This is a genomic window from Streptomyces sp. NPDC006691 (assembly GCF_042869955.1).
Classification (GTDB): domain Bacteria; phylum Actinomycetota; class Actinomycetes; order Streptomycetales; family Streptomycetaceae; genus Streptomyces.
The window spans coordinates 725,620-749,281 of sequence record NZ_JBIAGW010000002.1; the positions used below are offsets into that span (position 1 = coordinate 725,620).

The window sequence follows — 23,662 nt, forward strand, 5'->3', positions numbered from 1 at the left end:
CCGGAGCCCTCGCGCCGGAGCCCTCGCGCCGGCTGCCGGAACCCTTCGCCGTGGGCGCCGGCCTCCGCACGCCTTGTGGCCAGCGACCTCTGCATGCCCTCCCGCGCACGTGAGTTGACGGCACGGCAGGGACGCGATCCGGCCCTTTGTCCTCTGTCGCCCCCGCCCGTCCCGGGACAGGATGACCGGATGTCCGAGACACCCGGTGACTCCACCGCCTTCCACGACCTGTCCGCCTTCCTCGCGATCCCGCGCGTCAACCGCCTCGTGCTCTCACCCGACGGAAAGCGGCTGGTGGCCGCCGTGGGGACCCTCAACGCCGAGGGCGACACCTGCGTATCCGGCCTGTGGGAGCTCGACCCCTGCGGCGTCCGGGAGCCCCGACGGCTGACCCGTTCCCGCAAGGGCGAGTCGGCGCCCGCGTTCGCCCCGGACGGCACCTTGTACTTCCTCTCCGCCCGGGCCGACAGCGACCCCGCCACCGCTCAGGAGGACGAGGAGGGCGCGGCCGTGTGGACGCTGCCGGAGAGCGGCGAAGCCGTCCTGACGGCCCGTCACCCCGGTGGCATCGCGGGCTTCTGCCTCGCCCGGGACACCGGCACCCTCGCCTACACCGCGGGACTCCTTCCCGGCGCGGCCGACGCCGCGGCGCACGCGAAGCTGCGCGCGGCCCGGGCCGACGCGAAGGTCACGGCGATCCTCTACGAGTCCGGGCCCACCCGGCACTGGGGGAGCGACCTCGGCCCGGACGAGGCGCACACGTTCGTCCGCCGCGTCCCGGACGCACCCGGCTCGCCGGTCGACGCCGGCGGCCAGGGCAGCCTCAGCGAGGCCGAGACCGCCCTCTCGCCCGACGGCACCCGCGTCGCCCACACCCGCTTCGTCCACGGGTCGGTGCCGGACCGCAACCGCACCGTCGTCGTGATCGCCGACGCGGCCACCGGCGAACAGCTCCGCGTGATCGACCGGGACGGATTCGTCTACCACGCCCCGCTGTTCACCGCCGGCGGCACCGGCCTGATCTGCACCCGGCGGGTGCTCGAAACGTACGACACGCCGTACTCCTACACCCTGGTACGCGTCGACCCGGCGACCGGCGCCGAGAGCGAGCTGGTGCCGGAGTTCGAGAACTGGCCCACCGGCGCGGTGGTCTCGCCGCGCGCCGACGACGCCACCGTCTGGTTCGCCGCCGACGAGCTCGGGCACGCGCCCGTCTTCCGACGCGACCCCGACGGCACCGTCACCCGGCTCACCGCCTCGGGCACGTACACCTCGCTGTGCGTGGCACCGGACGGGCGCACCCTGTACGCGCTGCGCAGTGCCGTCGACTCGCCGCCCACCCCGGTCCGCCTCGACGCCGCCGCACCCGACCAGGAGCCCGTCGCGCTCGCCGCGCCGGGCGCTCCGGGCCGGCTGCCGGGGACGCTGACCGAGGTGCGCACGGTGGCCGACGACGGGTTCCGGCTGCGCTCCTGGCTGGTGCTGCCCGAGGGGGCGTCCGCCGAGCGGCCCGCGCCGCTGCTCGTCTTCCCGCACGGCGGGCCCGAGACGTCCTGGAACGCATGGACCTGGCGCTGGAACCCGTGGCCGTTCGCGGCCCGCGGCTACGCGGTCCTGCTGCCCGACCCCGCGCTCTCGTCGGGGTACGGGCCCCGGATGCACCAGCGGGGCTGGGGGCAGTGGGGCGGCCGGCCCTACCGGGACCTGATGGCGCTGGCCGACGCCACCGAGGCGCGCCCCGACATCGACGCGACCCGGACCGGCCTCGCGGGCGGCTCCTACGGCGGCTACCTGGCCAACCGCATCGCCACGCTGACCGACCGGTTCAAGGCCATCGTCTCGCACGCCTCGATCTGGGACATGCGGGCGTTCCAGTCGGACACGGACGCCTCGGACTACTTCCGGCGGATCTTCGGCGACCCGCTGACCCGGCCGGAGCGCTACGAGCTGAACTCTCCCGCCGACGGGGCCGACCGCATCCGCACGCCGATGCTGGTGGTCCACGGCGCCAAGGACTACCGGGTGCCGGTCGGGCAGGGCATGGCCCTCTTCCAGGCCCTCCAGCGCTGTGAGGTCCCGACGAAGTTCCTCTACTTCCCCGACGAGGGCCACTGGATCCTCGCCCCGAACCACGCCCGCCTCTGGTACACCACTCTGCTCAACTTCTTCGACCACCACGTACTGGGAGGGGAGTGGCAGCGGCCCGAACTGGTGTGAGGGCGGCCGCTCGGACGGTGGCCCGGCGGCCAAGGCCTGGTCAACGCCGTGCCGGCCGCCGCGCGTGTGGCCGCCGGCTCCGCCCGGGTGTCCGGGACGGATCGGTACGGGCGAGCGGTCGTGTCCCCCGTTCCGCCCCCGTCCGTTTGCGCGGGGCGTGAGCCTGCTGCACACAATGAGGGGCAACTCGGGGCGTACAGCTGGGAGATCCACGTGCCCTCGACCCTGCGCAGAATCGCCGCTGCCGCCGCCGTCCTGTCCGTCGGTGCCTTCGCCGCCGGATGCGGTGGCGGCGCCAGTGGCGCCGACAGCCGGCAGGACCTCAACCTCCAGCCGATCGCCGCCGCCGGACCCGACCCGTTCACCCAGTCCACGGCCGACTCGACGGCGACCCCCACCCCGGCGGCGCCCTCCGCCCCCCGGAGCCCGGCGCCGGGGGGCCGGCCGGCCCGTATCGTCTCGGGTGCCGCGCCCGGCCTGTACGGCGGCACCCAGTCCGTGGCCAGCTGCGACGTGGAGAAGCAGATCCGCTTCCTCGGCGGCGACCGGGCGAAGAACCGGGCCTTCGCGGACGCCGCCGGGATCGACCCGGGTTCGGTCGCGAGCTTCCTGCGCGGGCTGACACCCGTCGTGCTGCGCAATGACACCCGGGTCACCAACCACGGCTTCCGCGCCGGCTCGGCCACCAGCTTCCAGTCCGTGCTCCAGGCCGGCACCGCCGTCCTGGTCGACGACCACGGCGCACCCCGCGTGCGGTGCGCCTGCGGCAACCCGCTGAAGCCGCCCAACACCCATCAGGGCGAGTGGAACGACAAGGGCAAGCCGTGGCCCGGCTACCACGCGGACCGCGTCGTCGTGGTGCGGCCCACCACCGTGGTCATCAACAACCTCATCATCGTCAACATCACCAACAACACCTGGATCGAACGGAAGACCGGCGACGACGGCCGGCACGACCGGGAGCGCCCGGACATCCAGATCGACCCGGACAAGCCGCCGGTCACCCTGCCGCCGTCGCCGCCGGCGAGTCCCAGCACCTCGCCGCCGATCAGCTCCCCGCCGCCGAGCCCGGACTGCCCGACGCCCACGCCGACCGTGACGGTCACCGAGACGCCCTCGCCCGCTACCCCGGGCTCCGCCCCGCCGTCGAACCAGCCGGGCGCCGCGACGCCGAGCGGCTGTCCGACCGCCACCACGACGGTCACCGCGACGCCCACCCCGTCGCCCAGCCCCTCGGCCCCGTCGCCGGGTCCGTCGACCCCGTCGCCCGTGGAGCCCTCGACTCCCGAGTCGAGCCCGTCCGGTGACATGCCGTCGCTGCCCACGGACATGCCGACGGACCTGCCGAGCGGGGACTCCGGCCTCGTCCCGCCGTCCCCGGAATCGGAGAACGTCTGAGACGTCTCTCTCCCCTCGCTCGCGGCCACCGGCAGCTCCTGCCGGTGGCCGCGAGCACGACCCGGGCCGCGACGCGCGGGCCGTGACGCGGGGTGTGACGAAAAGAGGGACCAAGAGGTGCATATAGGCTGCGTCCTTTGTGCCGTTGTCCCTCCTCCAGCAGCCAGGAGCGTCCACAGTGACCGTCGCCATCGACCTGCCCGAGCCGTCCGCGCCCCCCGCCGCAGAAGTCCACGACAGCGTGGCGGCCGACCTCGTCCACGACGACGTGGCGACGGACCTCGTCCACGACGGGGTGGCGGCAGATCCGGTCCACGACAGCGTGGCGCGTGACGCCCGTGAGTTCGGGGCCTATGCCCGCACCGGCGGATGGGCGTTCGCCCTCAAGGTGGCGCGCAGCGTACGACCCGGCGGGCAGGCGGCCGGTGAGACGCCGAAGGTCTCCGCGAAGGAGTTCAGCGAGCTGGCCGGCTGCTCGGCCGAGCGCGTCATGCGCTACTACAAGGCGTGGGACAAGGCATCCGACGACGGACTGGTCCCGCTCTTCGAGGCGCTCGTCCCCGGCGAGGACATCGAGCTGCCCGACGCGGACGTGTGGCTCACCTACTACACCTCCCGCTCCAGCGCGACCTCCGAGCGCGGCACCGCCATCACCGCGGCCGCCGAGGCCGAGGGCATCCGGCCGACCAAGGCCCTGGAGGTCGCCGAGAACCCGACCGCGCTGCGCGCCGCGATCCTGGCCGACCCCGGGACCGCGCAGGCCGCCCGCTCCGCCCTCCTGGACCGGATCAAGGAGGACCCGGCGCTCCAGACCGAGCTGGCCCGCGACATCGCCCGCACGGACGAGCTGAAGAAGGCGGTGGCCTCCGAGACCAGGGCCGCCGACCGCATCGGCTACGTCCGCCAGATCGTCGAGAACGGCCAGATCAGGACGCCGGCCGGGCAGACCGTCGAGGCGCCCGCCGAGCTGCGCGCCGAGGCCGAGCGCCACCTGTCCCTGCTCGACGAGCTCGACGACTCGGAAGAGGCCGGCGAGTGGGCGACCGAGGCGTACGACACCGTCAAGGGCCTCGTCGTGCAGGCCGTGGAGGCCGACCCCGAACTGCGCGTCCAGGAGCGCCGCACGAAGTTCTACAGCAGCCTGCAGAAGGCGACCAAGGTGTTCGAGGAGCTCACGCTCGACGACGCCGACGACATCTACGAGGACGACATGGTCCAGCGCCTCGAAGCCCTCCAGAGCGCCATCGCCGGCTGCATCACCGCCCTGCGCAAGGCATCTCCGGCCAACTGACGCGCCGCCCCGGCCGCCCCGCCCGCTCCCGCGCCCACCGGCGGCTCCCTGATGCGCGCGGTCCCGGCTGCGCCTAGCGTGGCCCCATGGACGCGGGTGCAGGGGGCGGAGGGGCGGCCGGGCTGTGCCACTGCGGCGAGGCGGCCGGCGGCGAGGAGTGCCGCTTCCTCCACTCCTACGGCCGGGACCTGCGGATGGGCAGCTTCGACTGGGACCTCGGCGCCGGCCTGATGTACATGGACGAGCCCGCGCTGGACGTGTTCGACCTCAGGCCCGACGAGTACGACAACCGGCCCGAGTCGCTGGCCGCCCGGGTGCCGCCCGCCGAGGCCCTCAGGCTGGACGCGCTGGTGTCCCAGGCGCTGAAGAACGGCAGCGTCAACTACGGGGTGTACTTCCGCATCCGTGCCCGGGACGGCGGCCTGCGCTGGACCCACACCCAGGGCTTCGTGCGGCGCGACGAGAGCGGACGCCCGCTGCGCATCATCGGCATCGTCCGCGACGCCACCCAGGAGCTCGCCGAGTCCACCGCCCGGGTCGGCCTGGACGACGAACGCCGGCGCACGACCAGCGTCGTGGAGGCGGCGACCGCCGCCCTCGCGCACGCCAGGACCGTCAAGGACGTCATCGACGTCATGAAGGACTCGCAGGGCCCCGAGTACCTGGGCGCCACCAGCCTGGTCATGGGCCTCCTGGAGGCGGGCCGCATCCACCTGATCGCGGAGGGCCCCGAGGGCAGCTTCGTGCCGGGCACCCGGTGGACCCGGGTCGACGAGCAGTACCCGATGAGCGAGGTCGTCCGCACCCTCGCCCCGCGCTTCATCGAGTCCCCCGAGGACTTCGCCGAGTCCTATCCGGGCCTGTGGCCGAACATCAGCGGGCTCGGCATCACCTCCGCCGCCTATCTGCCGCTGATCGCCCAGGGCCGCCCCATCGGCGCGATCGGTCTGCTCTACAGCGACAAGCGCGGCTTCACCAGCGACGAGCGCAACCTCCTGGTGGCGCTGGGCAGTTCGATCGCCCAGTCCCTCCAGCGGGCCATGCTGTACGAGCAGGAGCACGACCTCGCCGAGGGGCTCCAGCAGGCCATGCTGCCGCGCCGCATCCCCGAGGTGCCCGGCGCCCAGCTCGCCGTGCGCTACCGCTCGGCCCGGTTCGGCCGGGACATCGGCGGCGACTGGTACGACGTGATCCCGCTGCCCGGCGGCCGGGTCGGCGTCGCCATCGGCGACGTACAGGGCCATGACACGCACGCCGCCGCCGTGATGGGCCAGCTGCGCATCGTGCTGCGCGCCTACGCCGCAGAGGGGCACGCGCCGGCCACCGTCACGGCCCGGGCCTCGGTCTTCCTGCACGAGCTCGACACCGACCGCTTCGCCACCTGCACCTACGCGGAGGCCGACCTGAGCACGGGTGTGGTGCAGATCGTGCGGGCCGGGCACGTCGATCCGCTGCTCCGCCTCGCGGACGGCAGCTGCCGCAGGCTGCCGGTCGAGGGCGGCCTCCCGCTGGGGCTCTCGGCCGAGTTCGGGCGGCTCGAATATCCGGTGTCGACCATCGAACTCGACCCGGGGCAGACCCTGTTGCTCTACACCGACGGGCTCGTCGAGCAGCCCGGCGCGGACCTCGACGACGGCATGCGGCTCCTCGCGTCCCTGGTGCGCTCGGGCCCCGGGGAACTCGAAGCGCTCGCCGACCGGCTGTGCGACGTGGTCGACGAGCGGGGCGGCGAGGACGACGTGGCGCTGCTGCTCCTGCGCCGCAGCGCCATGGAGGTGCCGCAGGGCGGCGGCCGGCTCCGCCAGCACGTGGCACAGAACGACCCGGAGGCGCTCACCTCGTCCCGGCACATGATCCGGGCGGCGGTCCGGGCCTGGGGCGCCCGGGAGCGGTCCGACGAGATCGAGCTCGCCGCCGACGAGCTGATCACCAACGCCCTCATGCACACCGACGGCGGCGCGATCGTCACCATCCGCGCGCTGTCCGGCCCCGAGCGGAGGCTGCGCGTCGAGGTGGAGGACCGCTCCAGCGCGCTGCCGCGCCGCCGCGAGGCCGGTTCCTCCGGGGTGTCGGGGCGCGGTCTGATGCTGGTGGACCGGCTCGCCGATGTGTGGGGCGTGGAGTCGCGCGGCAGCGGCAAGTGCGTGTGGTGCGAGTTCACCGTCCCGGAGCGCGGCGAGGACTGAGCCCGGACGGGCCGGGGCACCAGCGGCGGCCCGGGGGAGCGGAACGGAGGTGATCAATACTTGGCGGTAACTATCCGTAACGAGTCATTACTTGACCGTAACCGTTCGCAAGGGTTTCACTGCTCACTCTGTACGGGCGGCACCGTGGCCGCCCGACCGGCCTCCGACTGACACGAGGACCCCTTGAGCAGTGAGCTGCTGGCACCTCTTGATCTGGCGTTCTGGCACCTCGAATCGGCGGAGCACCCCATGCATCTGGGGGCGCTCGCACACTTCGACCCGAGCCCCGGCACGGCCGGCGGGCAGGTCCTCGACCTCCTCGCGGGCCGTGCCGCGGCCATCCCGCGGCTGCGGATGCGCGTACGCGACGTCTGGCTGCCCGTCGGCGGCGCGGCCTGGGTGGCCGACCAGGACTTCGACGTGGACCGGCATGTCCGCCGGGTGCGGCTGCCCGCGGGGGACTTCGACACCGAAGCCGCCCGGGTCGCGGGCGAGTTGATGGAACGCCCGCTCTCCCGCGGTCTGCCGCCCTGGCGGATGTACGTCCTGACCGGCGCGGACGACGGGCCCTTCGCCGTCCTGGTGAAGCTGCACCACGCACTCGCCGACGGCATGCGCGCGGTGGCCATCGGCGCCGGCATCCTCGACCAGCTCGCCACCCCGAGTGCCCGGCGCCGGCGCCCCGTGCCGCCCCGCTCCTGGCTGCCGGGCCCGCGCGAGGTCGCCGGCTTCGCCCGCGACCGGGTCGGCGAACTCACCCGGGCCGTGGGCATCGGCGCCTCCGTGATGCGGGCCGGCCGCCTCGACCTCGGCACGGGCTCCGCGCTGGCCGCCGACTCCAGCGGGACCCGGCGCCTGGCCACCGCCGTGCTCGGCCACGAGGACGTCCAGCGGGTGCGCAGGGCCGAGGGCGGCACCGCCAACGACGTGCTGCTCGCCGTCGTCGCGGGCGGGCTGCGCCGCTGGCTCCTGGCGCGCGGCTCGGGCATCCCCGGCGCCGAGCCGCGCGCCCTGGTACCCGTCTCGCGCCGGCGCCCCGGCGCCCCGCCCGGCTCCGGCAACAAGCTCTCCGCCTACCTGCTGGGCCTGCCCGTCGCCGAGCCCGACCCGCTGGCCCGGCTCGCCGCGGTACGTACCGCCATGGACCGCAACAAGGCGGCGGGGCCCGGCCGCGGGGCCGGGGCGGTCGCCCTGCTCGCCGATCAACTGCCGCCACTGGCCCACCGGTTCGGGGCGCCGCTCGCCGGGAGCGCGGCCCGGATCCTCTTCGACGTGCTCGTCACCAGCGTGCCGCTGCCCCGCGCGGAGCTCTCCCTCGGGGGCTGCCCGCTGCGCGCGGTCTACCCGATGGCTCCGCTCGCCCGCGGCCAGTCCCTGGCGATCGCCCTGTCCGCGTACGGCGGCCGCGTCCACATCGGCCTGGTCGCCGACGGCAAGGCCGTCCCCGATCTGGACCGGCTCGCCGCGTGCCTGCGCCATGAGCTGGGGGACCTCCTCGCGGCGTCCGCGGCTCGCTGAGCGCGCGCGGCCGGGGCACCCTGGACGTATGCCGGAACTGCCCGAAGTCGAGGCCCTGCGGGAATTCCTCTCCGACCACCTGGTCGGGCAGGAGATCGCGGGCGCCGTGCCCGTCGCGATCAGCGTCCTGAAGACCTACGACCCGCCGTACACCGCCCTCGCCGGGCGCACCGTCACCGGTGTCGCCCGGCACGGCAAGTTCCTCGACCTCGACGCCGACGGTCTGCACCTGTGCGCCCATCTGGCGAGGGCCGGCTGGCTGCGCTGGTACGACACCCTGCCCACCGCCCCGCCGAAGCCCGGCAAGGGCCCGCTCGCGCTGCGGGTCTCGCTGGCCGGCGGCGCGGGCTTCGACCTCACCGAGGCGGGCACCCGCAAGAGCCTCGCCGTCTACCTCGTCCACGACCCGTCCGAGGTCCCCGGCATCGCCCGGCTGGGCCCCGACCCGCTGGCCCCCGGCTTCGGCCGGGACGACTTCGCGGCGCTGCTCAAGGGCGAGCGGCGCCAGCTCAAGGGCGCGCTGCGCGACCAGTCCCTCATCGCGGGCATCGGCAACGCCTACAGCGACGAGATCCTGCACGTCGCCCGCATGTCGCCGTTCAAGGCCGTCGCCCACCTCACCGAGGAGGAGACGACCACGCTGTACGAGGCGATGCGCACCACCTTGACGGAGGCGGTCGAGCGCTCGCACGGGCTCGCCGCGGGCCGTCTCAAGGCCGAGAAGAAGAGCGGCCTTCGGGTGCACGGCCGCACCGGGCAGCCGTGCCCGGTGTGCGGCGACACCGTCCGGGAGGTGTCCTTCGCCGACTCCTCCCTCCAGTACTGCGCCACCTGTCAGACCGGCGGCAGGATCCTCGCCGACCGGCGGCTGTCGAAGCTGCTCAAGTAGCGCCGCCCGAGCGGGCGTCGGGGCCGCCTCACGGCCGCCTCGGGGACGGTCTCACCGGGGGGTCAGCGTCGCGAGCCGGGTCCCGTCCGCGACCCGCACCTCGAACCGCGCGATCGCGTCCTGCGCGAGCGCCGCCGCTCCGCGCATCCGAACCGGCAGGCCGCCCCGTTCCGCCCAGGTCGCCACCGTCTCCTGGGAGCCGTCCCGGCCCACCGCGACCAGCGTGCACGACGCCGGCTCCGCTCCCGTGAGCGTCAACTCGACATCGGTGCCCCACTCCTGATGATCCGTCACCAGTGCTGCCGACACCCCGGGCGCGTGCGAGGCCACCGTCCAGCCCGACGGCGCGGGTTCCACGGCGATACCGATCCCGCCCGCCACCAGCACCCCCGCGGCGGCCACCAGGGCGAGCCGCACCACCCGTCCGCGCCGGCGCCGCCGGGCCACCGCACCCAGCATCCGGTGCAGCACCTCGGGCGACACCGCGGGGGCCGGCACCGAACCGCCCGCGAGGCAGGCGGCGAGCAGCGCCGTCACGCCGCCGAACTCGGCGAGCAGCGCACCGCAGCGGGCGCACCCCGCGAGGTGCTCCTCGAAGCGGAAGGCGTCGGCGGCACCGAGCACACCGAGGGCGTAGGCCCCGACGTCCTGGTGGATCTGCGGCGAACTCATGCCCTCAGGTACGCGGGAACCGCCCCGAACACTCAAGACACCCCGGCACGAGCCCGCCTAGACTCCGGCCCCATGCTGCGCGTACTGGCGGTCGACGACGAAGCCCCCGCCCTCGAAGAACTCCTCTACCTGCTGCGCTCCGACCCCCGGATCCGGTCCGCCGAGGGCGCGACCGGTGCCACCGAGGCGCTCCGGCTCATCGGCGCCGCCCTCGAAGCGGGCGAGGACGGCGAACCGGGCGTCGACGTGGTCTTCCTCGACATCCACATGGCCGGGCTCACCGGACTCGACATCGCCCGGCTGCTCGCCGGCTTCGCCCGACCGCCCTTGATCGTCTTCGTCACCGCCCACGAGGGCTTCGCCGTGCAGGCCTTCGACCTGAAGGCCGTCGACTACGTCCTCAAACCGGTGCGCGGCGAGCGCCTCGCCGAGGCGGTCCGCCGGGTCGCCGAACTCGTCGGCGACCGCTCCGCCACCGTCCAGGAGCCCGACCAGATTCCGGTCGAACTCGGCGGTGTCACCCGCTTCCTGGCCATCGACGACATCGCGTACGCCGAGGCCCAGGGCGACTACGCCCGGCTGCACACCGCACGCGGCAGCCACCTCGTGCGGATCCCGCTGTCCACCCTGGAGGAGCGCTGGCGCGGCCGGGGCTTCGTGCGGATCCACCGCAGCCACCTCGTCGCACTCGACCGGATCGACGAACTCCGCCTGGACGCGGGCAGCATGAGCGTGCGGGTCGGCAACGCCGAACTCCCCGTCAGCCGGCGCCACGCACGCACCGTGCGCGACCGCCTGCTGCGGCGCACCACCCGCTGACCTGCCCCTTCCCCGATCGGCGAGCGGCTGCGTACACTCCGCGCCATGTCCGCAGAGCAGGCGGCGCGACGCGAGCGGGTCACCGGGGAGCCGAGGAGGGTCCGTCCACTGCCGCGCCACCGCGCCCAGTCCGAGATCGACGAGCAGACCGCGCTCGGCGGCGCCTACGTGCGCTCCCTGATGCGCGGTCAACTCCGGGCCGCCCTGACCGGGTTCGTGGTGCTCGCCGTCACGGTCGGGACGCTGCCGCTCGCCTTTCGCGCCCTGGACGACGACGCCGTCACCTGGTGCGTGCTCGGCTTCGCGGTCTACGGGCCGCTCGGCCTGATCGCCTGGTGGTACGTGCGCACCGCCGAGCGCAACGAGCGCGACTTCGCCCGCCTGGTCGCCGACCGCCCGACGGACGGCCGCCCGACGCAGGGCCGCCGCGCCGAGTGAGCCAGACGTACGCCGTGGTGGCGGTGACCGCCGTCGTCCTCGCCACCGTCCTGGTCGGCGGATTCGGCCTGCGCATCTCGCGCACCACATCGGACTTCTACGTCGCCTCGCGCACCGTGGGCCCGGGGCTCAACGCGGCCGCCATCAGTGGTGAGTACCTCTCCGCGGCCTCCTTCCTCGGCATCGCGGGGCTCGTCCTGGTGCAGGGCCCGGACATGCTCTGGTACCCGGTCGGCTACACCGCCGGCTATCTGGTGCTGCTCCTGTTCGTCGCGGCTCCGCTGCGCCGCTCGGGCGCGTACACGCTGCCCGACTTCGCCGAGGCCCGGCTCGAATCGGCGCGCGTGCGCCGTCTGGTGAGCGTGTTCGTGGTCGGTGCCGGCTGGCTGTACCTGGTGCCCCAACTCCAGGGTGCGGGGCTCACGTTGAAGATCCTGACCGGGGCGCCGGACTGGCTCGGGCCGGTGCTCGTCGCGGCCGTCGTGGTGGTCGCGGTCGCGGCCGGCGGCATGCGCTCGATCACCTTCGTCCAGGCCTTCCAGTACTGGCTGAAACTGACCGCGCTGCTCATCCCCGTCTTCTTCCTGGTCCTCGCCTGGCGGGGCGACGGCGCGCCGCGTCCGGTCTACGACGAACCCGCCGCCCTGCGCCACCAGCAGACGGTCCATGTCGCCGACACGCTGACCCTGCGGCTGACGGACCCGCTGCCCGTCCGTGCCACCGGAACCGTCGACGGCCGTCCGCGCCACGGCGAGGCGCTGACCCTCGCGCCGGGCGAGCACCGCGTCGGGGCCGGCACCCGGCTCGCCCTTGCCGCCGCGACCCGCGTCCCCGGCACCGCCGCCCGCGCCGAACACCCGCTGTACGCCACCTACGGGCTGATCGTGGCGACCTTCCTCGGCACCATGGGGCTGCCCCACGTCGTGGTCCGCTTCTACACCAGCCCGGGCGGCCGCGAGGCCCGCCGTGCCACCGTCGTCGTCCTCGCCCTGATCGGTGCCTTCTACCTGCTGCCACCCGTCTACGGGGCGCTCGGCCGCCTGTACGCCCCCGAACTCGCCCTCACCGGCGACGCGGACGCGGCCGTGCTCCTGCTGCCCGAGCGCCTCGTCGGCGGCGCCGGGGGCGATCTGCTCGGCGCGCTGGTCGCGGGCGGCGCCTTCGCCGCGTTCCTGTCGACGGCCTCCGGACTCACCATGGCGGTCGCGGGAGTCCTCACCCAGGACGTGCTGCCTTCGCGCGGCATACGCCACTTCCGCCTCGCCACACCGATCGCCATCTCGGTGCCGCTGCTCGGCGCGCTGCTGGTGAGCGGGGTGCCGGTGGCCGACGCGGTCGGGATGGCGTTCGCGGTGTCCGCCTCCTCGTTCTGCCCGCTGCTCGTGCTCGGCATCTGGTGGCGCGGGCTGACCCCGCCGGGGGCCGCGGCCGGACTCGTCCTGGGGGGCGGTTCGGCGCTGCTCGCGGTCGCCGCCACCGTCCTCGGCCTCGCCCCGCCGGGGCTCGCGCACGCGCTGCTCGCCTGGCCGGCCGTCTGGTCGGTGCCGGTCGGCTTCCTCGCCATGACCGGGGTCTCGCTCGCCACCCCGGGGCGCGTCCCGGCCGGCACCAACGCCGCCATGACCCGCTTCCATCTGCCCGAAGCCCTGGCCCGCGGGGGAGGCGCACCGCGATGACCCTGGCCGCCCTGCTCTTCCTCGGCCCGCTCCTGGCCGCCGCCGGGTACCTGCTCGGCCGGCGCGCCGCACGGCGGGCCCGTACCAGTGATGTCGGAACGCCCGTGGAGCACGCCACCTTCGAGACCCTGCACACCGCCTCGCTCGCGGCACCGCCCCTGCGCGCCGGGCTCACCGCCGAGGCCGCCCGCAAGTCGGCCCGGGGCCTGCGCTCGCTGCTCGGCACCGACGCGCTCTGCCTCACCGACCGCGACACCATCCTGACCTGGGACGGGGCGGGCGAGCAGCACCACAGCGCCCAAGTGATGGACCAGGTAAGGGTGTTGCTCGACACGGGGCGCGACAAGGCGTTCGCGCTGTCCTGCGGGGACCTGGACTGCCCGCTGCGCTGGGCGGTGGCCGTGCCGCTCACCGTGGACCACCGGGTGCTCGGCACCCTGATCGCCTACGCACCCCGCGAGTCGGCGGTCCTCGCGCGCGCGGCGGGCGAGGTGGGACGCTGGGTCTCCGTACAGCTCGAACTCGCCGAACTCGACCGCTCCCGGACCCGGTTGATCGAGGCCGAGATCAAGGCCCTGCGCGCCCAGATCTCCCCGCACTTCATCTTCAACTCACTCGCCGCGATCGCCTCGTTCGTCCGCACCGACCCGGAACGCGCCCGTGAACTCCTCCTGGAGTTCGCCGACTTCACCCGTTACTCCTTCCGGCGGCACGGCGACTTCACCACGCTCGCCGAGGAGCTCCACTCCATCGACCAGTACCTGGCGCTGGTGCGGGCCCGCTTCGGCGACCGGCTCTCCGTCACCCTCCAGGTCGCGCCGGAGGTCCTGCCGGTCGCGTTGCCGTTCCTGTGTCTTCAGCCGCTCGTCGAGAACGCCGTCAAGCACGGTATCGAGGGCGCCGTCGGCGCGGGGCGCATCACGATCAGCGCCCTGGACGCGGGCAACGAGGCCGAGGTCGTGATCGAAGACGACGGTGCGGGCATGGACCCGGAGCGGCTGCGCCGCGTCCTGCGCGGCGAGGGGGGAGCCTCCGGCGGCATCGGCCTGCTCAACGTGGACGAACGACTGCGGCAGGTCTACGGCGACGCCTACGGCCTCGTCATCGAGACGGGCGTCGGAGCGGGCATGAGGATCACGGCGCGCATACCCAAATACCGTGCGGGTGTGCACAGTTGAGGCTGCCTCAGAAGAGGTGGATCGCCAAGTGGCCCAGTGGCAGGCCGAGTTCCCACGCGGGCGTCCACACCCGGGGCTCGTCCTCGTGGTCGGCTCGGGGATCGACCCCGCCCGGTACCACCGCGTCCAGGTCGGCCGCGAGCAGCTCGGTCTCCTCCAGCCACCGCCAGGCCGCCCGCGCCATCTCCACGTCGGGGCCCCGCTCCTGATCGCGCAGCAACCGGTGCAGCCGCTTGCAGACCCAGTGCCGCCAGGGCCGCCCGGCCGCGGTGAGCGAGCTCCACTCGTCGAGCCGGGCCACCACCCGGGCCCCGCCGACCGCACCGTCGGCCAGGAAGATCGTCAGGGCGAGGGCGTTGCGCCCGGCCCTGAACTCCAGCGTCGTCGGCGGCATCAGATCGCCGGTACGCAGCAATTCGTCGGCGATGTACTCCGCGTACATCCATGCCATCGGCACCAGCAGTTCGCCACCACTGGTCCCGTTACTTCCCTCCGGACGCATCCTGTCTCGCCTCTTTCATCGACCGTCCCGGCGCTCCCGGGGAGCTCCAGGGAGCATTGAACCGGGGGCGCGTGCCCGCCGTGGCCAGAAGGGCAGGATCCGTCACAAGACACGAGGTGCTCATGCATGTGCGGCAGCTCCTGGGCGCGTACGTGCTGGGCGCGCTGGAGCCGGAGGAGGACCGCGACGTCGCCGCGCATCTGCGCCGGTGCGCGCCGTGCCGGGCCGCCTACCTGGAGGCCGCCGAGGCGTCCTCGCTGCTCGCCCTGCTCACCGAGGCGGACCTGGAACCCACCGAGGAGAGCCCTTCGGGACCCGAAGGAGAATAGCCGGGCAGCACCCGGGCCAGTGCGCGCAGGGCGTAGTACGAACGGGACTTGACGGTCCCTGGCGGCACACCGAGCACATGTGCCGCTTCCTTCACGCTGAGGCCGCGGAAGTACAACTGGACCAGGACCGCGCGGTGTTCGGGTGTGAGCGACCTCACGGCCGAGCGGACGTCGAGGGCGGCGGCACAGCGCTCGGTGTGGTCGGCGCACTCCGCGGTCGCGAGCAGCACCTCGTCGGCGACCTCGGCGGGACGGGCGAGCCGGCTGCGCCGCGCGTCGATGGCGAGCCGCCGGGCGACGGTGAACAGCCAGGGGCGCATGGAGGAGTAGGGAGTCTCGAACGCCTCCGGGTGCTGCCAGGCCCGTACCAGGGTCTCCTGGAGCAGATCCTCGGCGCGCTGGCGGTCGCCGAAGGTGAGCCCGAGCAGGAAGTGCAGCAGGGCGGCCCCGTGCGCACGCTGCAACTCGGCCAGATCCCGCTCGTGGGTGTAGCGCCGTATGTCCGCGACCGCCGTCGTCACCGTGCCCGCCCTCTCCCCGATACCTCTGACCAGCGGTATCCGAGCGCATCGCGGAGTAGGGGGACAGCCGTCGCACCGTGCCCTGCGACGAGCGGTCGAACCGGGCCGACGAGTGGTACGGCGAACGGTCGCGGCGGGGCGGCGGGCTCTGGCGAGGGTGCGTCCGATTCAGCGATCTTGAATCGTATGAACGGCCTTTCGGCTTGACTGGCCGGTTCTCGCGGGGTGGATTTCGGACACACGAACGCCTTCGAGCAACGGAGTCCGACGCCGATGCATCAGCCGACCCAGCGCGCCCGACTCGGGGCGGCGGCCGCTCTGGCCCTCCTGCTCGCGGCCACCGCCGGATGCGGCGGCGGGCAGCGGTCACCCGCCCAGCAGCCGCACCCGCAGGGCGCCCACCGCACCCCGGCCGCGGGGCCGGCGCCCGCCCCGCACCCCTTCACCCTGGTCGCCACCGGCGACGTACTCCCGCACGACTCGACCATCCAGCGGGCCAAGTCCGATGCGGAGGACGGGAGTTACGACTTCCGGCCGATGCTCGCCGGAGTGAAGCCGATCATCTCCCGGGCCGATCTGGCGATCTGTCACATGGAAACGGTGTACGGAGAGGACGAGGGCCCCTTCACCGGCTACCCCGCCTTCACGTCCCCGCCGCAGGTGGCCGCGGCCCTGAAGGACGCCGGGTACGACTCCTGCTCGACCGCCTCCAACCACACGCTGGACGACGGCGCCGACGGCGTCGCCCGCACCCTGAAGGCCTTCGACAAGGCCGGTCTGAAGCACACCGGGTCGGGCCGCACGGCCGAGGAGTCGGCGCGGCCCGCGCTGCTCTCGGCGGGCGGCGCCAAGGTCGCCCAGCTCGCCTACACCTACGACACCAACGGCTATCCGATGCCGGACGGACAGCCGTGGGCGGTCCACCTCATCGACCAGAAGAAGATCATCGCCGATGCGCGGGCGGCCCGGGCCGCGGGCGCCGACGTCGTGGTCGTCAGCGTCCACTGGGGTACCGAGTGGCAGACCGACCCCGACGAGCAGCAGCTCGCCCTGGGCAAGGCGCTCACCGCCTCGAAGACGAACGGCCGCCCCGACATCGATCTCATCCTCGGCACCCACGCGCACATTCCGCAGGCGTACGAGAAGGTGGACGGGACCTGGATCGTCTACGGCGAGGGCGACCAGATCGCGGGCGAGATGTTCAACGACACGGGCGCGCGCGACGACCGCGGCAACATGAGCTCCATCGCCCGCTTCACCTTCGCGCCCCCCGTCAAGCCCGGGGCGCGCTGGGAGGTCAGCAAGGCGGAGTTCGTCCCGCAGTGGATCGACGTGGACCGCGGCCGCGTGATGAGCCTGCCGGAGGCGCTGACGAAGTCACCGGGCCGCGAGGACTACACCGCGGCCCAGGACCACATCCGCGAGGCGGTTCTGAGCCGCGGCGCGGCGAAGGACGGTCTGACGATGTCGAAGTAGCGTCGGCGCGGCTACGGCACCACGGTGACCGGCCAGCGGCCCGCCTTCACCAGGCGGACGGCGACCGATCCGATGATGCGGTGCCCGGCCGACTCCGACGCGCCCACCACGACCGCGTCCGCCGTGAGCTCGTCGGCCGCGGTCACCAGGCCGGAGTACGGGTCGCCGCGGAAGGTGTGGAACTCCCACCGCACGTCCCAGATCCCGCGCACCCGCTCGGCCGCGGCCCGGATCTCGGCGACCAGGCCCTCGGCGATCTCGCCCGTGGTGTCGGCGACCGGGGCGCCGAGCGCGGCGCCCGCCGGAAGGACCGGCTGCACGTACACGAGGGCGAGCAGCGCGTTCTGGCGCCGGGCGAGGCCACTGGCGTACGCCGCGGCCCGCAGGGAGGAGTCCGAGCCGTCGACACCGGCGACGATCACCTTCGGACCGTCGGTGCCACGCTCGAAGCGCTGGGACTCGGGGAGGGGGTGGGGCTGCGGCTCTGTCACGCCCCGAGGCTAACGGGCCGGGCGGAGCCTTCGACAGGCGGCCCGGCCCCGGCCTCCCTAGAGTGCTGAACATGACTGTCAGCCAGGCGGCGCCGACACCGTCCCGGACCGGCTTTCTGGGGCGGGTGCCCGAGGCGTTCGCGATGTTCTTCGCCGCGCTCGGCCTGTTCTGTGCGGTCATCGCGCTGATCCCGCCGCTGCGCCGGCTGCTCCACCCGGTCTCCTGGTTCCTGGACCGGGTCGCCGTGCCCGTCAGCGCCAACCTCGCGTACGCCGTCTTCCTGCTGCTCCTCGCGGCCGCGATCGGCGCCCGCAAGAAGGTCGCCTGGTGGCTGGTCGTCATCTACCTGGGGCTGCTGTTCCTGCTCGACGTGCTGCTCCTCGCCGTCATGGAATGGGCGTGGATCGCCAACGGGCTGCTCTGCGGAGCCGCCCTCGTGGTGCTGATCCTGGCCCGCAGGCAGTTCTACGCGCAGACCCGCAGGGGCGCCTTCCGCCGGGCGGTGGGGGTGCTCTGCCTGGGGCTGGCGGCCGGTGTCCTCGTCGGCTGGGGCCTGATCGAGCTGTTCCCCAACACCCTGCCGCGCGGCCAGCGCCTCCTGTGGGCCGCCAACCGCGTCCTCGGCGGCCTCGTCTCCAGCGGCCGCTTCGACGGGAGCCCGCCGAGGCCCCTCTACTTCTTCCTCGGCCTGTTCGGCGCCATCGCCCTGCTGGCCGCCGCCTCCACCCTCTTCCGCTCGCAGCGGATGGAGGCCGCCCTGCACGGCGACGAGGAGCCCCGCATCCGGGCGCTGCTCGGCGCCTACGGCCGCCAGGACTCGCTCGGCTACTTCGCCACCCGGCGTGACAAGGCCGTGGTCTTCTCGCCCAACGGCAAGGCCGCCGTCACCTACCGGGTCGAGGCCGGCGTGGCCCTGGCCAGCGGCGACCCCGTGGGCGACGAAGGCGCGTGGGGCCCGGCCATCGACGCCTGGCTCGATGTCGCCCGCAAGTACGCCTGGGCACCCGCCGTGATGGGCGCGTCCGAGGAGGGCGCGACCGCCTACGCCCGGCACGGGCTCGGCGCGATCCAGCTCGGCGACGAGGCGATCCTGAACGTCGCCAGGTTCGACCTCGACGGCCGCGACATGCGCGTCACCCGCCAGGCGGTCCGCCGCGTCGAGCGGACCGGGGCCACCACCCGGATCCGCCGCCACTCGGCGCTCAGCGACGAGGAGATGGGGCAGATCGTCGACCGCGCCGACGCCTGGCGCGACACCGAGACCGAGCGCGGCTTCTCGATGGCGCTCGACCGGCTCGGCGACCCCGCCGACGGCGACTGTCTGCTCGTCGAGGCCTTCGACGCCGAAGGCGAGCTGATCGCGCTGCTCTCCTTCGTGCCCTGGGGCCCCGACGGCATCTCGCTCGACCTGATGCGCCGCGACCGCAGCGCGCCCAACGGCGTGATGGAGTTCATGGTCGCCGAACTGTGCGCCGCCGTACCGAAGTTGGGCGTTCGCAGGATCTCGCTCAACTTCGCGGTGTTCCGCTCGGCCTTCGAGGAGGGCGCCCGCATCGGCGCCGGACCCGTGCTGCGGCTGTGGCGCAAGCTGCTCCTGTTCTTCTCCAAGTGGTGGCAGCTGGAGGCCCTGTACCGCTCCAACGTCAAGTACCAGCCGCAGTGGTTCCCCCGCTTCCTCTGCTACGGCGACGCGGGCTCCCTCGCCCGGGTCGGTCTCGCCTCCGGCATCGCCGAGGGCTTCGTGTCCGTACCGAGCCTGCGCAAGCTCTGGGGCAAGGGCCACCACAAGGGCGTCACCACACCGGTCACCACCGCGGGCCTGCCCTCCATCGAGGCGCTCGGGCTGACCGCGGTCGGTGCCACCGAAGTGACGGAGCGTCAACTGCCGGACCAGGTACGGGTACGCCACCGCAAGCTCGACCGGCTGCGCGCGGACGGCACCGAGCCCTACCCCGTCGTCATCCCGGCGCGCACCCACACCCTGGCCCGGCTCCGGGCCGAGGGCGAGGGCATCGCCGCCACCGTCGCCGGACGCGTGATGGCCGTACGCGACTTCGGCGGTGTCGTCTTCGCCGTCCTGCGCGACTGGTCCGGCGACCTCCAGCTGGTTCTCACCCGGGAGGGCGCGGGTGAGGAGGCCCTCGGCCGGTTCACCCGCGACGTCGACCTCGGCGACCACATCACGGCCACCGGCACGACCGGCCCCAGCGAGAAGGGCGAGTTCTCGCTGTTCGCGACCGGCTGGCAGATGACCGCCAAGTGCCTGCGCCCGCTGCCCGACAAGCGGCGCGGCCTCGCCGACCCCGAGGCCCGGGTGCGCCGCCGCTATCTCGACCTGGTGGCGAGCCCCGAGGCCCGCGAGGTGGTCCGGGCCCGCTCCACGGCCGTCCAGGCACTGCGCCAGGGCCTGTTGGAGCGGGGCTATCTGGAGGTCGAGACGCCGATGCTCCAGCAGATCCACGGCGGCGCCAACGCCCGCCCCTTCACCACCCACATCAACGCCTACGACCTCGACCTGTATCTGCGCATCGCGCCCGAGCTCTACCTCAAGCGGCTCTGCGTCGGCGGTGTCGAGAAGGTCTTCGAAATGGGCCGCACCTTCCGCAACGAGGGCGTCTCCTACAAGCACAACCCCGAGTTCACGATGCTGGAGGCCTACCAGGCGTACGCCGACTACGACGTGATGCTCGACCTCACCCGCGAGCTGATCCAGGGCGCGGCCACCGCCGCCTTCGGCTCCCCGATCGCCCGCAAGGCGGACCCGGACGGCAAGGTCGTCGAGTACGACATCTCCGGGCCCTGGCCGGTCAAGACGCTGTACGGGGCGGTGTCCGAGGCGCTCGGCGAGGAGGTCGACGCCGACACCGACGAGCAGCGGCTGCGCCGGCTCTGCGACCGGGTCCACGTTCCGCACACCCCGGACAACACGCGCGGCGACATCGTGCTCGAAATGTACGAGCGGCTCGTCGAGGAGAAGACGAAGCTGCCCACCTTCTACAAGGACTTCCCCACCGACGTCTCCCCGCTGACCCGCCAGCACCGCGCCGATCCACGGCTCGCGGAGCGCTGGGACCTGGTCGCCTTCGGCACCGAACTGGGCACCGCCTACTCGGAGTTGACCGATCCGATCGAGCAGCGCCGCCGGCTCACCGCCCAGTCGCTGCTCGCGGCGGGCGGAGACCCGGAGGCGATGGAGATCGACGAGGACTTCCTGGACGCCCTCGAATACGCGATGCCGCCCACCGGCGGCCTCGGCATCGGCGTGGACCGGCTCGTCATGTTCCTCACCGGTCTCACCATCCGCGAGACCCTGCCCTTCCCGCTGGTCCGCCGCGGCTGAGCCCCTTCCGCCCGCCGCACCTGCACGCGCCCGCCGGGAGGCGGCACCCGGTGACTCCATTCGTGCTGGTGTCCTCGTGCTGTTGACGTTTCGTCGGCCCGGTTGGCCCGGTACGTCCTAATCTTCCGCCATGACGAACAAAAGCCGTATGTCATGAAAAGAGATCAGATGATCCCCAGTCGGCGGACGCTGCTGCGCATCACCGGCTGCCTCGCGGCCGCGGCCGCGGTACGCGTGCTCACCGCGGAGGACACCGTCGCCCCGGCCACCGCGCCCCGTGCGGCACCGCCCGCGGCCGGACCCCAGGCCGCCGCGCCGCCCGTGCGCGCCAGTGCGTACCGCCTCGAACCCATGACCGCCTACACCCCGCCGCGCTACCACACCGCGCTGCCACCGGTGCGCACCAGACCGTTCCTGAGCATGCCCCAGCTGGGGGAGCGCTCCATGGTGCTCACCTTCGACGACGGGCCCGACCCGCGCTACACCCCCGGCATCCTCAAGACCCTGCGCGAGCACGACGTCCGCGCGGTGTTCTTCCTGTGCGGCGAGATGGCCACCGACAACCGGGACCTGCTGCGCGAGATGCGCGACGACGGGCACGTGGTCGGCAACCACACCTGGACCCACCCGCAGCTCAACAAGACGCCCTCCGCCCAGATCCGCTCCGAGATCGGCCGCACCAGCGAGGTCATCGAGCAGACCCTGGGCGAGGCGCCCCAGTGGTTCCGGGCGCCGTACGGGGCGTGGAACCGCAACGTGTTCGAGATCCAGGCCGAGATGGGCATGGAGCCGCTCGCCTGGACCGTGGACACCCTCGACTGGACCACGCCCGGCACCCCCACCATCATCGGCCGGGTTCTCGAAGGGGCCGCGCCCGGCGTCGTGGTGCTCTCGCACGACGCGGGCGGCGACCGCTCGCAGAGCGTCGCGGCCCTGCGCAGCTATCTGCCCGAACTCCTCAAGCAGGGCTATGAGTTGAAGGTTCCGCCGCGCCGCAGATGAACCCGCGGCGGGCGTCCGCGCGACTCCCGCACCCGCCGCTTCCGGGCTACTTGACGGACACGAGGCGGGCGAAGGCCACCACGTTCCCGTCGTACCCGCGGCCCCTGGAGAAGCCGCCGCCGCACGTGATCACCCGGAGCTCCGGGTGCCCGGTGTCGCCGTACACCCGGGTGCCCGGGAAGGTGGCCTTGTCGAAGACCTCGACGCCGTACACCTCGAACACCGCCGTGCGGCCGTCGAAGCGGTCCACCTCGATGTGGTTGCCCTTCTGGAGGGAACCGAGCCCGTAGAAGACCGCGGGCCCCTTCATGTTGTCGACGTGGCCGACCATGACCGACGTCCCGCGCATCCCCGGGGCCACCCCGTTCTGGTACCAGCCCGCGAGGTTCGGGTCCTCGGGCGGGGGAGCCTGCACCCAGCCCTGGGGATCGGTGCCGACGTCCATGACGGGAGCGTTCACGTTGATCGCCTCGATCCGCACCCGGGAGGCCGGGGCGAAGGGCAGCGGCTGGACCGCCCCGGCCGACGCGGGCGGCGACGCGGCCCCCGCGCTGCTGGTCAGCGCTGCCGCGGCGGCCGGTTGCGGCGGGCCCATCGTCACGTCCGCCCCGTTGCGCAACAGCGCGAGGCCGGTGAGCATCACCAGGGCCAGGGCTCCCCACGGGGAGTATCTGCGACGCTCCATGCCGTACTCGTCCTGCGCCATGTCTCTCCGTCTCCTTCGCCGTCCACCCTCAGCGCCTTCGAGCAACGTAAGGGCGGAGCGATCGCCCGGCGATCGGGGAGCGGCGAACGGGTGCTGTCCAGCGGGCCTGAGCCATCCGGGTGGGGCGGCGGCGAAAATGATCTGACGGCCTGTGACCTGCGGGTCCGTCAGATTCCGGGGCAGGCGGGGACCCCGCGGTTCACCAGGGTGGATGAGCGCCGAAATGCGGCTTGTATGAGCGGCGGTGAGGGTTCGTCATGGGAGGCGTACTCGTCGATCATCCCGGAGCACGGCTCCGGGGCGTCCTCCCATGGAGGTTCAACGATGCGTGCTTCACGCGCTCTAACGGTGGCCCTTGCGGTCGGCGCCGCGGTCGCGTTCGCCGCCCCGGTGGCCGTCGCCGGAGGCCCGCCGAACGGCGGCGGCCCCAACAGCGTCGAAGTCGACCCCTACGCGGTCCACCAGGGCGCCACCTTGAGGATCACCGCCAGGGGCTGCCAGAACGGCGGCAGAGTCAGTTCGAACGCCTTCGACGAGGTCCACCTGTCGTCGGGCGACGTCAACTACGCCACCGCGCGGATCCACGACCACACGACGCCGGGGACGTACAGCCTGGCGGTCAAGTGCAACGACAACGACCGGGTGGCGACCCGCAGCTTCCGTGTCCTGGAGGGCCGCGGAGCCGACGGCGGCCTCGGCGGCGCGGCCGGCCCCACCGACACCGAGATGGCGGTCGGCGGCACCCTCGTCGGTACGGCCGCGCTCGGCGGCGCGCTGTTCATCGCCCGCCGCCGGCGCCAAGGCGTACGGGTCTGACCGGGACGAACCTCCCCGGAAGGACCTCAACGGCCGGTCGCCCCCGAGTCCTGGCCAGGACTCGGGGGCGACGGGTGTGCGTGCGGCGGGGCGAGCGGCGCTAGGGCTTGTCTGACAAATGATCACCGAGCGTGTGCGTGCTCCGTCCAATTGCCTTGCCGTCCTGACGTCAGCCAGTGATTCTGGGCAGGTGCCA

Annotated in this window: 20 protein-coding genes; 15 read left to right on the top strand and 5 right to left on the bottom strand. The window is 73.3% G+C overall.

Going from position 1 to position 23,662, the window contains the following annotated elements:
- Positions 1–189: 189 nt before the first annotated feature.
- The 6 genes from ACFYNP_RS06700 (at position 190) to ACFYNP_RS06725 (ending at position 9,499) form a co-directional block, all read left to right on the top strand.
- The gene (locus ACFYNP_RS06700) at positions 190–2,217 is read left to right on the top strand and encodes a prolyl oligopeptidase family serine peptidase (protein WP_388783255.1); all 2,028 of its coding nucleotides are present in this window, start codon (positions 190–192) and stop codon (positions 2,215–2,217) included.
- Between the two features lie 213 nt (positions 2,218–2,430).
- Positions 2,431–3,615, top strand: a complete 1,185-nt coding sequence (locus ACFYNP_RS06705; RefSeq protein WP_388783258.1) for a DUF6777 domain-containing protein — start codon at positions 2,431–2,433, stop codon at positions 3,613–3,615.
- Between the two features lie 268 nt (positions 3,616–3,883).
- Positions 3,884–4,906: a hypothetical protein gene (locus ACFYNP_RS06710; protein WP_388783325.1), complete on the top strand. Its 1,023-nt coding sequence runs from the start codon at positions 3,884–3,886 to the stop codon at positions 4,904–4,906.
- A 194-nt stretch (positions 4,907–5,100) separates the two neighbouring features.
- On the top strand, positions 5,101–7,092 hold the full coding sequence (locus ACFYNP_RS06715) for a SpoIIE family protein phosphatase (protein ID WP_388405225.1): 1,992 nt from the start codon (positions 5,101–5,103) through the stop codon (positions 7,090–7,092).
- Between the two features lie 183 nt (positions 7,093–7,275).
- Positions 7,276–8,610 (top strand): wax ester/triacylglycerol synthase family O-acyltransferase, encoded by a 1,335-nt coding sequence (locus ACFYNP_RS06720; RefSeq protein ID WP_388783260.1) that lies wholly within the window; start codon positions 7,276–7,278, stop codon positions 8,608–8,610.
- Between the two features lie 28 nt (positions 8,611–8,638).
- Positions 8,639–9,499, top strand: coding sequence for an Fpg/Nei family DNA glycosylase (locus tag ACFYNP_RS06725; RefSeq protein ID WP_388404753.1), 861 nt, complete (start codon positions 8,639–8,641; stop codon positions 9,497–9,499).
- A 51-nt stretch (positions 9,500–9,550) separates the two neighbouring features.
- Here ACFYNP_RS06725 and ACFYNP_RS06730 read toward each other — a convergent pair whose 3' ends face one another.
- Positions 9,551–10,171, bottom strand: a complete 621-nt coding sequence (locus ACFYNP_RS06730; protein ID WP_388783263.1) for an anti-sigma factor family protein — start codon at positions 10,169–10,171, stop codon at positions 9,551–9,553.
- A 72-nt stretch (positions 10,172–10,243) separates the two neighbouring features.
- Between ACFYNP_RS06730 and ACFYNP_RS06735 the strand changes: the two genes are divergently transcribed.
- From ACFYNP_RS06735 to ACFYNP_RS06750, 4 genes are read left to right on the top strand one after another with little or no spacing between them, the layout of a single operon-like run.
- Entirely contained in the window at positions 10,244–10,990 is a 747-nt protein-coding gene (locus tag ACFYNP_RS06735; RefSeq protein WP_388404759.1) for a LytR/AlgR family response regulator transcription factor, read from the top strand.
- A 45-nt stretch (positions 10,991–11,035) separates the two neighbouring features.
- On the top strand, positions 11,036–11,428 hold the full coding sequence (locus ACFYNP_RS06740) for a hypothetical protein (protein WP_388404761.1): 393 nt from the start codon (positions 11,036–11,038) through the stop codon (positions 11,426–11,428).
- Entirely contained in the window at positions 11,425–13,104 is a 1,680-nt protein-coding gene (locus ACFYNP_RS06745) for a cation acetate symporter (protein ID WP_388783265.1), read from the top strand. Before ACFYNP_RS06740 ends, ACFYNP_RS06745 begins: the two co-directional genes overlap by 4 nt.
- Positions 13,101–14,282: a sensor histidine kinase gene (locus tag ACFYNP_RS06750; protein WP_388783268.1), complete on the top strand. Its 1,182-nt coding sequence runs from the start codon at positions 13,101–13,103 to the stop codon at positions 14,280–14,282. The genes ACFYNP_RS06745 and ACFYNP_RS06750 overlap by 4 nt, the downstream gene beginning before the upstream one ends.
- Positions 14,283–14,289: 7 nt before the next feature.
- Here the strand turns inward: ACFYNP_RS06750 and ACFYNP_RS06755 are convergent, their stop codons facing one another.
- Positions 14,290–14,784, bottom strand: coding sequence for a hypothetical protein (locus ACFYNP_RS06755; RefSeq protein ID WP_388404769.1), 495 nt, complete (start codon positions 14,782–14,784; stop codon positions 14,290–14,292).
- Between the two features lie 122 nt (positions 14,785–14,906).
- On the opposite strand from ACFYNP_RS06755, the gene ACFYNP_RS06760 reads away from it, so the two are divergent.
- On the top strand, positions 14,907–15,113 hold the full coding sequence (locus ACFYNP_RS06760; protein ID WP_100579527.1) for a zf-HC2 domain-containing protein: 207 nt from the start codon (positions 14,907–14,909) through the stop codon (positions 15,111–15,113).
- On the opposite strand, the gene ACFYNP_RS06765 is transcribed toward ACFYNP_RS06760, so the two are convergent.
- Positions 15,014–15,634 carry a sigma-70 family RNA polymerase sigma factor gene (locus ACFYNP_RS06765; protein ID WP_388404771.1) on the bottom strand — a complete coding sequence of 207 codons (621 nt, stop codon included), beginning with the start codon at positions 15,632–15,634 and terminating at the stop codon, positions 15,014–15,016. The two genes, ACFYNP_RS06760 and ACFYNP_RS06765, sit on opposite strands and share 100 nt — an antisense overlap.
- A gap of 273 nt (positions 15,635–15,907) precedes the next feature.
- Here ACFYNP_RS06765 and ACFYNP_RS06770 point away from each other — a divergent pair, with 273 nt between their 5' ends.
- Positions 15,908–17,110: a CapA family protein gene (locus ACFYNP_RS06770; protein ID WP_388783271.1), complete on the top strand. Its 1,203-nt coding sequence runs from the start codon at positions 15,908–15,910 to the stop codon at positions 17,108–17,110.
- A gap of 11 nt (positions 17,111–17,121) precedes the next feature.
- Here ACFYNP_RS06770 and ACFYNP_RS06775 read toward each other — a convergent pair whose 3' ends face one another.
- The gene (locus ACFYNP_RS06775) at positions 17,122–17,601 is read right to left on the bottom strand and encodes a universal stress protein (RefSeq protein ID WP_388404775.1); all 480 of its coding nucleotides are present in this window, start codon (positions 17,599–17,601) and stop codon (positions 17,122–17,124) included.
- A 71-nt stretch (positions 17,602–17,672) separates the two neighbouring features.
- On the opposite strand from ACFYNP_RS06775, the gene lysX reads away from it, so the two are divergent.
- Complete coding sequence (lysX, locus tag ACFYNP_RS06780; RefSeq protein ID WP_388783274.1) at positions 17,673–20,942, top strand: bifunctional lysylphosphatidylglycerol synthetase/lysine--tRNA ligase LysX; 3,270 nt, start codon at positions 17,673–17,675, stop codon at positions 20,940–20,942.
- A gap of 153 nt (positions 20,943–21,095) precedes the next feature.
- A complete protein-coding gene (locus ACFYNP_RS06785) occupies positions 21,096–21,944 on the top strand; it encodes a polysaccharide deacetylase family protein (protein ID WP_388783277.1) in 849 nt (282 codons plus the stop codon).
- A gap of 46 nt (positions 21,945–21,990) precedes the next feature.
- Here the strand turns inward: ACFYNP_RS06785 and ACFYNP_RS06790 are convergent, their stop codons facing one another.
- Positions 21,991–22,650: a class F sortase gene (locus ACFYNP_RS06790; protein ID WP_388783280.1), complete on the bottom strand. Its 660-nt coding sequence runs from the start codon at positions 22,648–22,650 to the stop codon at positions 21,991–21,993.
- A gap of 324 nt (positions 22,651–22,974) precedes the next feature.
- Here ACFYNP_RS06790 and ACFYNP_RS06795 point away from each other — a divergent pair, with 324 nt between their 5' ends.
- Positions 22,975–23,466, top strand: coding sequence for a hypothetical protein (locus ACFYNP_RS06795; RefSeq protein ID WP_388404788.1), 492 nt, complete (start codon positions 22,975–22,977; stop codon positions 23,464–23,466).
- Positions 23,467–23,662 lie beyond the last annotated feature (196 nt).

Bases quoted from the DNA above. Each gene is read 5' to 3' on its own strand.
- ACFYNP_RS06700 (WP_388783255.1), top strand. From the start codon at position 190: ATGTCCGAGACACCCGGTGACTCCACCGCCTTCCACGACCTGTCCGCC.
- ACFYNP_RS06715 (WP_388405225.1), top strand. From the start codon at position 5,101: ATGGGCAGCTTCGACTGGGACCTCGGCGCCGGCCTGATGTACATGGAC.
- ACFYNP_RS06725 (WP_388404753.1), top strand. From the start codon at position 8,639: ATGCCGGAACTGCCCGAAGTCGAGGCCCTGCGGGAATTCCTCTCCGAC.
- ACFYNP_RS06730 (WP_388783263.1), bottom strand. From the start codon at position 10,171: ATGAGTTCGCCGCAGATCCACCAGGACGTCGGGGCCTACGCCCTCGGT.
- ACFYNP_RS06735 (WP_388404759.1), top strand. From the start codon at position 10,244: ATGCTGCGCGTACTGGCGGTCGACGACGAAGCCCCCGCCCTCGAAGAA.
- ACFYNP_RS06740 (WP_388404761.1), top strand. From the start codon at position 11,036: ATGTCCGCAGAGCAGGCGGCGCGACGCGAGCGGGTCACCGGGGAGCCG.
- ACFYNP_RS06750 (WP_388783268.1), top strand. From the start codon at position 13,101: ATGACCCTGGCCGCCCTGCTCTTCCTCGGCCCGCTCCTGGCCGCCGCC.
- ACFYNP_RS06755 (WP_388404769.1), bottom strand. From the start codon at position 14,784: ATGCGTCCGGAGGGAAGTAACGGGACCAGTGGTGGCGAACTGCTGGTG.
- ACFYNP_RS06760 (WP_100579527.1), top strand. From the start codon at position 14,907: ATGCATGTGCGGCAGCTCCTGGGCGCGTACGTGCTGGGCGCGCTGGAG.
- ACFYNP_RS06770 (WP_388783271.1), top strand. From the start codon at position 15,908: ATGCATCAGCCGACCCAGCGCGCCCGACTCGGGGCGGCGGCCGCTCTG.
- lysX (WP_388783274.1), top strand. From the start codon at position 17,673: ATGACTGTCAGCCAGGCGGCGCCGACACCGTCCCGGACCGGCTTTCTG.
- ACFYNP_RS06785 (WP_388783277.1), top strand. From the start codon at position 21,096: ATGAAAAGAGATCAGATGATCCCCAGTCGGCGGACGCTGCTGCGCATC.
- ACFYNP_RS06790 (WP_388783280.1), bottom strand. From the start codon at position 22,650: ATGGCGCAGGACGAGTACGGCATGGAGCGTCGCAGATACTCCCCGTGG.
- ACFYNP_RS06795 (WP_388404788.1), top strand. From the start codon at position 22,975: ATGCGTGCTTCACGCGCTCTAACGGTGGCCCTTGCGGTCGGCGCCGCG.